General features: G+C 61.3%; 13 protein-coding genes. 8 read left to right on the plus strand and 5 right to left on the minus strand.

Features of this window, described 5'->3' with window-relative positions; all coding sequences use genetic code 11:
• Window positions 1-146: 146 nt before the first annotated feature.
• A complete protein-coding gene (locus tag FD715_RS01285; protein WP_147104049.1) occupies window positions 147-566 on the plus strand; it encodes a RidA family protein in 420 nt (139 codons plus the stop codon).
• 1 nt (window position 567) lies between these two features.
• On the opposite strand, the gene FD715_RS01290 is transcribed toward FD715_RS01285, so the two are convergent.
• The 4 genes from FD715_RS01290 to rpsF all read right to left on the minus strand — a co-directional run bounded on the left by FD715_RS01290 (window position 568) and on the right by rpsF (window position 2,481).
• On the minus strand, window positions 568-1,131 hold the full coding sequence (locus FD715_RS01290; RefSeq protein WP_147104052.1) for a DUF4329 domain-containing protein: 564 nt from the start codon (window positions 1,129-1,131) through the stop codon (window positions 568-570).
• 103 nt (window positions 1,132-1,234) lie between these two features.
• Window positions 1,235-1,870 (minus strand): 50S ribosomal protein L9, encoded by a 636-nt coding sequence (gene rplI / locus FD715_RS01295; RefSeq protein ID WP_039687554.1) that lies wholly within the window; start codon window positions 1,868-1,870, stop codon window positions 1,235-1,237.
• Between the two features lie 12 nt (window positions 1,871-1,882).
• Window positions 1,883-2,110, minus strand: coding sequence for a 30S ribosomal protein S18 (rpsR, locus tag FD715_RS01300; protein ID WP_005608650.1), 228 nt, complete (start codon window positions 2,108-2,110; stop codon window positions 1,883-1,885).
• Between the two features lie 17 nt (window positions 2,111-2,127).
• Window positions 2,128-2,481: a 30S ribosomal protein S6 gene (gene rpsF, locus FD715_RS01305; protein WP_147104055.1), complete on the minus strand. Its 354-nt coding sequence runs from the start codon at window positions 2,479-2,481 to the stop codon at window positions 2,128-2,130.
• 239 nt (window positions 2,482-2,720) lie between these two features.
• Between rpsF and FD715_RS01310 the strand changes: the two genes are divergently transcribed.
• Window positions 2,721-3,206: a hypothetical protein gene (locus FD715_RS01310; RefSeq protein WP_147104058.1), complete on the plus strand. Its 486-nt coding sequence runs from the start codon at window positions 2,721-2,723 to the stop codon at window positions 3,204-3,206.
• Window positions 3,207-3,338: 132 nt separating this feature from the next.
• The gene (locus tag FD715_RS01315) at window positions 3,339-3,923 is read left to right on the plus strand and encodes a YceI family protein (RefSeq protein ID WP_147104061.1); all 585 of its coding nucleotides are present in this window, start codon (window positions 3,339-3,341) and stop codon (window positions 3,921-3,923) included.
• Window positions 3,924-4,111: 188 nt separating this feature from the next.
• Here FD715_RS01315 and FD715_RS01320 read toward each other — a convergent pair whose 3' ends face one another.
• Window positions 4,112-5,341 carry a cytochrome b/b6 domain-containing protein gene (locus FD715_RS01320; RefSeq protein WP_147104063.1) on the minus strand — a complete coding sequence of 410 codons (1,230 nt, stop codon included), beginning with the start codon at window positions 5,339-5,341 and terminating at the stop codon, window positions 4,112-4,114.
• Between the two features lie 172 nt (window positions 5,342-5,513).
• Here FD715_RS01320 and fabD point away from each other — a divergent pair, with 172 nt between their 5' ends.
• The 5 genes from fabD (at window position 5,514) to FD715_RS01345 (ending at window position 8,806) form a co-directional block, all read left to right on the plus strand.
• A complete protein-coding gene (fabD, locus tag FD715_RS01325) occupies window positions 5,514-6,443 on the plus strand; it encodes an ACP S-malonyltransferase (RefSeq protein WP_147104066.1) in 930 nt (309 codons plus the stop codon).
• A gap of 88 nt (window positions 6,444-6,531) precedes the next feature.
• Complete coding sequence (locus FD715_RS01330) at window positions 6,532-6,951, plus strand: hypothetical protein (protein ID WP_147104069.1); 420 nt, start codon at window positions 6,532-6,534, stop codon at window positions 6,949-6,951.
• A gap of 14 nt (window positions 6,952-6,965) precedes the next feature.
• Window positions 6,966-7,703 (plus strand): 3-oxoacyl-[acyl-carrier-protein] reductase, encoded by a 738-nt coding sequence (gene fabG / locus FD715_RS01335; RefSeq protein WP_147104072.1) that lies wholly within the window; start codon window positions 6,966-6,968, stop codon window positions 7,701-7,703.
• A gap of 183 nt (window positions 7,704-7,886) precedes the next feature.
• Complete coding sequence (locus FD715_RS01340) at window positions 7,887-8,120, plus strand: acyl carrier protein (RefSeq protein WP_039687539.1); 234 nt, start codon at window positions 7,887-7,889, stop codon at window positions 8,118-8,120.
• 149 nt (window positions 8,121-8,269) lie between these two features.
• Complete coding sequence (locus tag FD715_RS01345) at window positions 8,270-8,806, plus strand: GNAT family N-acetyltransferase (protein WP_147104075.1); 537 nt, start codon at window positions 8,270-8,272, stop codon at window positions 8,804-8,806.
• Window positions 8,807-9,045: the final 239 nt, after the last annotated feature.

The raw sequence follows: 9,045 nt of genomic DNA on the forward strand, positions 1-9,045 counted from the left end.
AGGGTCGCGCCGTCATCGGTGCGACCCTTTTCTTTTGGCCGGGTGCGGCACCGGTCGGCGGTCACGCGCGGGTCCAGGCGGTCCACCTGTTGTGACGGAGCACGCGATCCTATCTGTTGCCTATCGTCGTCATGAAAGGACAAGACATGGCCGCAATGCTCACCCGCTTGAACCCCGACACCCTGCCGGACCCGAGTGACCTCGGCTATTCGCAAATCTCGATTGCCGGTCCGGGCAGGCTGGCCTTTGTGTCCGGTCAGGTCGCCCTGGCCGCCGACGGAGGCGATGCCCCGTCATCGCTTGACGGGCAGGTGGCACAGGTCATCGAAAATCTGAAGCATGCGCTGACGACCCTCTCGGCGACACCGCACGACATCGCGCAAATGCGTATCTATATGACGGACCTTGATGACGAAGCGATGTCGGTCGCGATGCCACTGCTCACGGCATTCCTGCAAGGCGCCCGACCGAGCGTCACCGGGATCGGTGTTGCCGCTCTCGCGATGCCGGGGCTCAAGATCGAAGTCGAGATGGTGGTGCATCTGCCAGCTGAGAGCGCAGGCTAGGTCAGAATGCGCTAAGATCCTGCAGCGTATAGCGATTGCGGACCGGAAAGTTCGGATCCTCCTCGAACCGCACATCACTCACCAGACAGCCCGCCCCGCAGATCAGCCGCGCCTCCTGCGCGCGGGCATCGATGTACCATAGCCGCCCGCCCGGGGTGGCGATGTAGCCATCGGTGCCGTCCTCAATGTCCGTGCGCATGTCATCAAAGGACGGGATTTCGGTCAGGTAGTCCGGATCGTAGGCCGCATGGGTATGATAGGATGCCAAAACCGTCACATCCCGTCCCGCACCTTGGGGTGGCAGACAACTGATCGCCGTCCCGCGCCGCGCCGTCGTCGCGACGTAGTCGCCAGACGCATCAACCCCGATCAGGCCGCAATACTCGCGCCCCTCATCAATCGACCGCACCTGTAAGTCATTGAAGAGGTCGGTGGCAAAGGCGACTTCGGCAGCAGTCTGCGGGATGGGGCGGGGGGCCATCACGATGTCGGCGACATTCACATCCGAAGGCAGGGCATCGCAGGCGGCAGTCAGAAAGAGGCACAGGCCAAGGTATCGTGTCATGCGGCGCACACTGGCGACAGGACCTGCAAAGGTCAAACCGCATCGGCAAAGAAAAACCGCGCCCGAATGGGCGCGGTTTCTATTCGGTCGGTTGGGCCGAAGATCAGGCTTTGGGCTCGTCTTCTGCCGGTGCCTCTTCGGTGGCGATGCCAGCGGTCTCGGCCAGCTCTTCGTCGTCGGAGGCGGCAGCGCCGATGTCGTCGAACAGCTCCTGAATTTCGAACTCCGCAGCGGCTTCCTCTTCGGCAGCCAGCTCCTGGATCGACTTGCCCGAGGCTTGCAGCTCGGCTTCTTCTTCCGAGCGGGCCACGTTCAGCTTGATGACCACGTCCACTTCAGGGTGCAGGGTCACGTGCACGTCGTGCAGGCCCAGTTCCTTGATCGGGTTCGGGATCACGATCTGCTTGCGGTCCACGCTGAAACCTTCGGCAGTTGCCACGTCGGCGGCGTCACGCGGCGTCACGGAGCCATAGAGGTTCCCACCGTCGGAGGCTTGGCGAATCACGACGAACTGCTGGCCGTCCAGCTTTTCACCGAGGGCCTCGGCTTCTTTCTTGGTTTCGAGGTTACGGGCTTCTAGCTGTGCTTTCTGCGCTTCGAAATCGGCGATGTTCGCCTCAGACGCGACCAGCGCTTTTTTCTGCAGCAGCAGGTAGTTGCGGGCGTAGCCAGGCTTGACGTCAACGACGTCGCCCATCTGGCCCAGCTTGGCCACACGTTCGAGAAGGATAACTTGCATGTCAGTCGCTCCTTATTTCACGGCGTAGGGCAGCAGCGCCAGGAAACGGGCGCGCTTGATGGCACGGGCCAGCTCGCGTTGCTTCTTGGCCGATACGGCGGTGATGCGCGAGGGCACGATCTTGCCACGCTCAGAGATGTAGCGTTGCAGCAGGCGCGTGTCCTTGTAGTCGATCTTGGGTGCGTTCTCGCCCGAAAAGGGGCACACTTTACGACGGCGGAAAAATGGTTTTGCAGCCATGGTTTAGCTCCCTGTCCTTAGCGGCGCTCGCGACGGCTGTCGCGTTCGTCACGTTTCTGCATCTGGATCGAGGGGCCTTCGGCGTGCTCGTCCACCTTGATCGTCAGAACGCGCATGACGTCGTCATGCAGGCGCATCAGGCGCTCCATCTCCTGCACGGCGGTCGCCGGTGCATCGGTGCGCATATAGGCGTAGTGGCCCTTGCGGTTCTTGTTGATCTTGTAGGCCATGGTCTTCACACCCCAGTACTCGTTGTCCACGAGGGTGCCGCCATTGTCCGACAGGACGGTGCCAAAATGTTCGATGAGACCCTCGGCCTGCGTGTTCGACAGGTCCTGACGGGCAATCATCACATGCTCATAAAGAGGCATGGAATTCTCCACTTCTATCAAGGCGCATTTCAAAGAGCGTTCCATGATCCCCTGCGGAACGCTCACGAGAGACTGCGCGGCAAAACGGGTTTGCAGGGATGCGCCCGTATACACCGCTGGGCCTGCGGTGCAAGGGTCGAATGGCAATGTACCGCGTCCACGGCCTTTCCTTGGACGGGCCGCATTTTTGTCACCTTTCGCGGACACGAATGCAGCAACCACGTAAGAGGATCACTGCCATGACTGCCACTTTCGATGCCACCACCGACACCACCGAGGCCAAAGGGATCAAGTCCGCGCTGGGCATTGGGACGATCACCGTCTTCGCCACACGGGCGGCAGGTGCCATCCTGGTGCTTGGGGCCATCGGCGTCTGGCTTGAACCGACCAATTATGCAGGCGCGGACCTGGTGGTGATGAAGCTGGCCGTGTCGCTGTTTCTGAGCCTTGCAGGGTTCATGATCCTGCAGGATCGGCGCGTGACGGATTCACCCGACGTGGAGATTGACACCGTGCGGCGCGAGCTGCGCGTGGTCACGGGGGCAGGGCGCCACCGCAAAGTGACGCGGCGCACCGCGATCCGGGATCTGGGCAAGGCCCAGGTCATCGGTGACACCGTCCGACTGAAGGCCGCCAACGGTGATGTTTTGGCCGATGTGTCAATGAGTGACGCGCGTGTGCGGCGTCATCTGTGCGGTGCGCTGCACGACGCGGGCAAACTCTAACACTTACAAGTCATGCTTTATGCGCATGCGCGATGTTCAGCCATGCGCACAATCTGTTGAGCGATGTGCAGTTGTCTCTGCGTCAAACTGCGACATCTTGGTCTCATACAGTAACCCTTCCGGAGCATGTCCATGAAATCCCTTCTCCTCGCCACAACACTGGCCGCCTCGGCCTCCCTTGCCGCAGCGGCAGAGCGTTATACGCTGGATGCAAGCCACAGCCAGGTCATCTTCTCCTACAGCCACCTCGGCTTCTCGACGACATTCGGCATGTTCTCAGGCTTTGAAGGCGAGATCATGTTCGATCAGGAAAACCCCGCCAATTCCAGCGTGACCGTGTCGATGCCCACGAAGTCGATGTTCACAGGCTGGGAGGCGCGTGAAGAACACTTCATGTCTGACGATTTCTTTGGCGCCACGGACGAAGATCTGATCACCTTCACGTCGACCAGCATCGAAGTGACGGGCGAAGATACAGCCCTGATCACCGGCGATCTGACCATGAACGATATCACGAATTCGGTCGTGCTGGACGCCACACTGAACCAGACCGGCCCTTATCCCTTTGGCCCGAAACAGGGCACGCCCACCGCAGGCTTCAACGCAACCACAACCATCCTGCGCTCTGACTTCGGCGTGGGCGCATTCGCCCCTGCCGTCAGTGATGAGGTGGAGGTGCAGATCTCCATCGAAGCCCTGCAGGCCGAAAGCAGCTAAGACACACTCACGGAACGACCCTAGAATGCAAGAAGGCCGCGTTTTTCAGCGCGGCCTTTTTCGATGTCGTCTGTCGAAAGGACGCGCCAGAGGCGCGACATCATTTTATGCAGGAGGGCCTTTTCAGACCCTCCTGCGACATGCCTCCGGCGGTCGTATTTTGGGTCAGAAGAAACGCATTTTGCGCGTCATTCGGTAGCGGGTGCGCGTGTCGCCGTCAGGTCCACATCCACCCCTACTGCAAAGGCGAGCGAGCTTTCGTCGGCCATCGTCTCACCCACATTGAAGTCAAGGCGGTTCAGTGTCAGCCCCCCGGCCATCGAGGCGGTGTCGCTGTCGATAGACAGGCCAAAGGGCAGGTTGATCGGCATCGACTGCCCCTTGATCGTCAACGTGCCCTGCGCTTCGTATCCGTCCACGACCGGCACGATGTCGGCCACGTAAGTCGCCGTCGGAAACGCCTGCGCGTTGAAGAAATCCGCGCCCATCGCCTGATCCGTCACCGACCCGAGCGTCAGTGACCCGATGGACACCGTCACCTCGACCGTGCCCGCAACGCCGTTTTTCACCGTCTCGTCAAAGCTGATAGAAGCCGTCCAGTCGGCAAACTGCCCTTCGACCTCGGACCCCAACTGCGTCACCGTGATGGCCAGCGTGCCGTCCTGCACTTGCCAGTCCGACTGCACCTCTTCCAGTTCGGCGGCTGCCACCACGTCGCTGTGGGGTGCGTAGACACCCAGCGCGGCACCCCCCGACAGGGCCAGCGTCCACAGAGCCAGGGCAGCGGTCACAGGCGCAGCATGCTTATGCTCTTTTCCCGTGACGGGCACCTCGGTCCGACCGAACCACATGCGCTTCAGCGTCGCGTCTTTGTCGATGAAATGGTGTTTCAGCGCGCCTGCCACATGTAGGATCAACGCCGCGGCCAGCACTTTGGTCAGCACCCAATGCGCGCCCGCCATGGCCCCGGCAATGGCTTCGGATTTCGGCACCAGCGGCAAGTTCTGACCAAAAGGCCACCAGATCGGGGCAAAGCCGCTGGCCGCCGCATGGTGGATCCAGCCCGACAACGGGACCACCACGAGGCTGCCGTACAGCAGCCAATGCACGGTTTCGGCGGCAAGGCTCTCGACCTTGCGGTCGGGGTGCAGCAAGCCGGGCTTCGGCTGGCTCAGCGCCCAGGCGATCCGGGCCAGCGCCACGAAGAACACGGCCACGCCAAGCGTCTTGTGCAGCGAAAACAGCCATGCCGTCCGGGCTATGAATGCGTCCGACGTTTGCACCCCCGTCTTGATGTCATAGGCCATGTCGTTGGCGACGACGCCCAGCGGGATCAGGGTGATGATCAGAAAGGCGGTCAGCCAGTGAAAGGTCTTGGTCAGGCTGCCATACCGGTCAGCAGTGTTGGCGAGGGCCATGAGAGGTCTCCAAAGCGTATCTGTGTGTGTAACACCTTTGTCCCTAATGTTATGCGCATGCCGACGACGACAACCTGCAATTGGCGCACATATGTCGTGCGGCCCTCTCTTGTCTGGCCCGAGCCGTGACATTACACCCGTCGTCGAACAAAAGACCAAAGGGGGGCAGGCCATGAGCGTGGCATTCGTATTTCCGGGGCAAGGCGCCCAGACCGTGGGCATGGGCAAGGCACTGGCCGATGCCTATCCCGCAGCCAAAGCCGTATTTGATGAGGTGGACGAGGCACTTGGCGAAAAGCTGAGCGCGCTGATCTGGGAGGGTGACTTGGACACGCTGACCCTGACGCAAAATGCGCAGCCCGCGCTGATGGCCACATCCATGGCCGCAATGCGCGCGCTTGAGGCCGAGGGGATCACCATAGACAAGGCCAGCTTTGTGGCCGGTCACTCCTTGGGCGAATACTCCGCTCTCTGTGCGGCCGGTGCGCTGAGCGTTGCCGACACCGCGCGCCTCCTCCGCACCCGCGGCAAGGCCATGCAAGAGGCGGTGCCGGTTGGCGTCGGTGCCATGGCAGCGCTTCTGGGTCTTGATTTCGAAACGGCGACTGACGTGGCGAATGAGGCCGCCAATGGTGAGGTGTGCGAGGCCGCCAATGACAACGACCCCAGCCAGGTGGTCGTGTCGGGCCACAAGGGCGCCGTCGAGCGCGCTTTGGACATCGCCAAGACGCGCGGTGCCAAGCGGGCGGTTCTGCTTCCGGTCTCTGCCCCGTTCCACTGCAGCCTGATGGAGCCCGCCGCGGGGGTCATGGCCGAAGCACTCGGCGACGTGGATATCGAAGCGCCCGCCGTGCCCCTCATTCCCAACGTCACCGCCCAGAGCTGCCAAAGCGCCACGATGATCCGCGACCACCTCGTTGACCAAGTCACAGGCTCAGTCCGCTGGCGCGAAAGCGTACTTTATATGGCCTCCGAAGGTGTGACCGAGATCTGGGAGGTCGGTGCAGGCAAGGCGCTGTCAGGCATGATCCGCCGCATCGACCGCTCGATTGCGACCCGTGCCGTGGGCACACCCGACGACGTCAAGGCGGCCCTCGGCTGATCGTGCGGGATTTCCCGGTGCCAACAACGTGAGTTGAAATGCAGCCCCGAGCGCTTTGATGGGCTGCATCACAACTCGGGACATCATCATGCAAGACACGCTCACCCTCAGCGAAGCCATCGCACTGCAACCGGCCTGGATCGGCATCTGGCTCAACGTCCTGTTTTTCGGGGCATTCATCCTGCCGATCAGCTTGTTGATCTGGAAAGCGACACGGCTTGCGGCAGTGATCACTGTGGTCGGCAGCTTTGCCTCGGCATTCCTGACGAACCTGATGTATGAACAGCTGGGCTATGTGAAGCTTCTGGGGCTGCCGCATATGCTGTTCTGGTTTCCGATTGCGTTCTATCTGCTGCGCGTCCGGTCGCGCGACACTACGCCGATCTGGCCGCGACGTATCATTTTGGTGATCGTGGGCGTCATGGCGGTGTCGCTGGCCTTCGACACCGTTGACGTGATGCGTTACGTTCTGGGGGAACGAACGCCACAAGTGTTTGAAAACATATAAATCAAGGGACAGACATGTTTGATCTGACAGGAAAATCAGCGCTGATCACCGGCGCATCGGGCGGCATCGGTGCCGAGATCGCGCGCACGCTGCATGGCGCGGGTGCCACGGTGGGCCTGAGCGGCACCCGCACCGATCCGCTTGAGGCGCTGGCAGGAGAGTTGGGCGAGCGCGCCCATGTGCTGCCCTGCAACCTGAGCGATTTCGAAGCGGTGGATGCGCTGCCGAAGCAGGCGATCGAAGCGATGGGCAGCCTCGACATCCTGGTCAACAACGCAGGGATCACCCGCGACAATCTGTTCATGCGCATGTCGGACGACGAATGGCAGTCGGTGATCGACGTGAACCTCACCTCCACCTTCAAGCTCTGCAAAGGCGTGATGCGCGGCATGATGAAATCGCGCTGGGGGCGGATCGTGAATATTTCGTCCGTCGTTGGCGCGACCGGTAACCCGGGCCAGGCCAACTATGCGGCATCGAAGGCCGGCATGGTGGGCATGTCCAAATCCCTCGCCTACGAGGTGGCAAGTCGCGGGATCACGGTGAACGCCATCGCACCGGGCTTTATCGCGACGGCCATGACAGACAAGCTGACCGACGACCAAAAGACTGGAATCATGGGCCAAATTCCAGCCGGACGCATGGGCGAGGCGCACGAAATCGCCGCTGCAGCGCTCTACCTTGCGAGCCCCGAGGCGGCCTACGTCACCGGCACCACCTTGCACGTCAATGGCGGCATGGCCATGTTGTAGGCGCTAACACGCGCTGTATTGCCATCTTATCGGGATATGCTATAGGCGGCGCAGATTCCGGCAGCGGGCCACCACTTGGCCCAATGTCTCACCGCCCCAAGGGGGCAAGACCAGAGCCCTGCTTGCACGGGGACACCACTTGGGGGCGGGAATATTTGCCCCGGACAGAATGAGGACAGTCATATGAGCGACATCGCCGATCGCGTGAAAAAGATCGTTGTGGAACACCTGGGTGTGGACGAAGACAAGGTGAGCGAAAACGCCTCTTTCATCGACGATCTGGGCGCCGACAGCCTGGACACCGTGGAACTGGTGATGGCCTTCGAAGAAGAGTTCGGCATCGAGATCCCCGACGACGCGGCCGAAACCATCCAGACCTTCGGCGACGCAGTGGGCTTCATCACGAAAGCCTCGTAAGTCATTCAGGCCCTTGCCTGATCCGGCGGCGTTCTTTCATGCGAAAGGACGCCGTTTTTTTATGTGCCTGCAATGTCCCCTTGCCTTTGACGTCCCCGCGGGGACAAGATCGGAAAAAATCAAAAACATGTTCGGGCAGGACAACAGACATGGGCAGACATGTGCCGACCATCAACACGGCGCGCGTGACCTTGCGCGCAATGCGGCCGGGCGAGTTTGATCGCTTTGCCGAGATTTGGGCGATGCCCGAGGTGGCCATCTATATCGGTGGCAAGCCGCGCACACGCAGCGAAAGCTGGCGGGCCTTTCTGGTCAACGCGGGCCATTGGCAAATGACGGGCTTTGGTCAATGGGGCATCGAGGAACACGCGACCCAACGCCTTGTTGGGCAGGTCGGCTTTTTCTACGGCGCGCGGGGCTTGGGCGATGATTTCGATTCCATCCCCGAGGCGGGCTGGGTTCTGGCGCCTGAAGCGCAAGGCAGGGGCCTTGGACTTGAGGCCGCGCAGGCGGCGCATGATTGGTTTGACCGGGTCGTCACGGGGCCGGTGGTTTGCATGATGGACCCTGACCATGAGGCTTCGGCGCGGATTGCAGAGCAGTTGGGCTATGAGGATATGCGGGAGGCCGAGGATGATGACGGACCGATCCAGTTGAAGCTGCGGAAGTCTCCGCCCCAGGCGTGATCCAATTGAGCGCCTTTCGGCGCACGACATAATGAATTTGGCGCTGCTGGCTCACCAAAGCGAATATCTTTCGCGTCTGACCCTCCTTTGATGCTCTGGACATGACAGATGATCCGATCCGCCCCAAGTCAAATAGCCGTCTCCCCGCGAGCGGGGCCCCTCGGCGATTTAACTTGGCTCGTATCCGCTCATCCGTCTTATCCGACGCAGCAAAGGCGGCTCCGAAGCGAAAGCGGTCG

Origin of the sequence: Tateyamaria sp. syn59 (genome assembly GCF_007995245.1) — a bacterium.
Lineage (GTDB): Bacteria > Pseudomonadota > Alphaproteobacteria > Rhodobacterales > Rhodobacteraceae > Tateyamaria.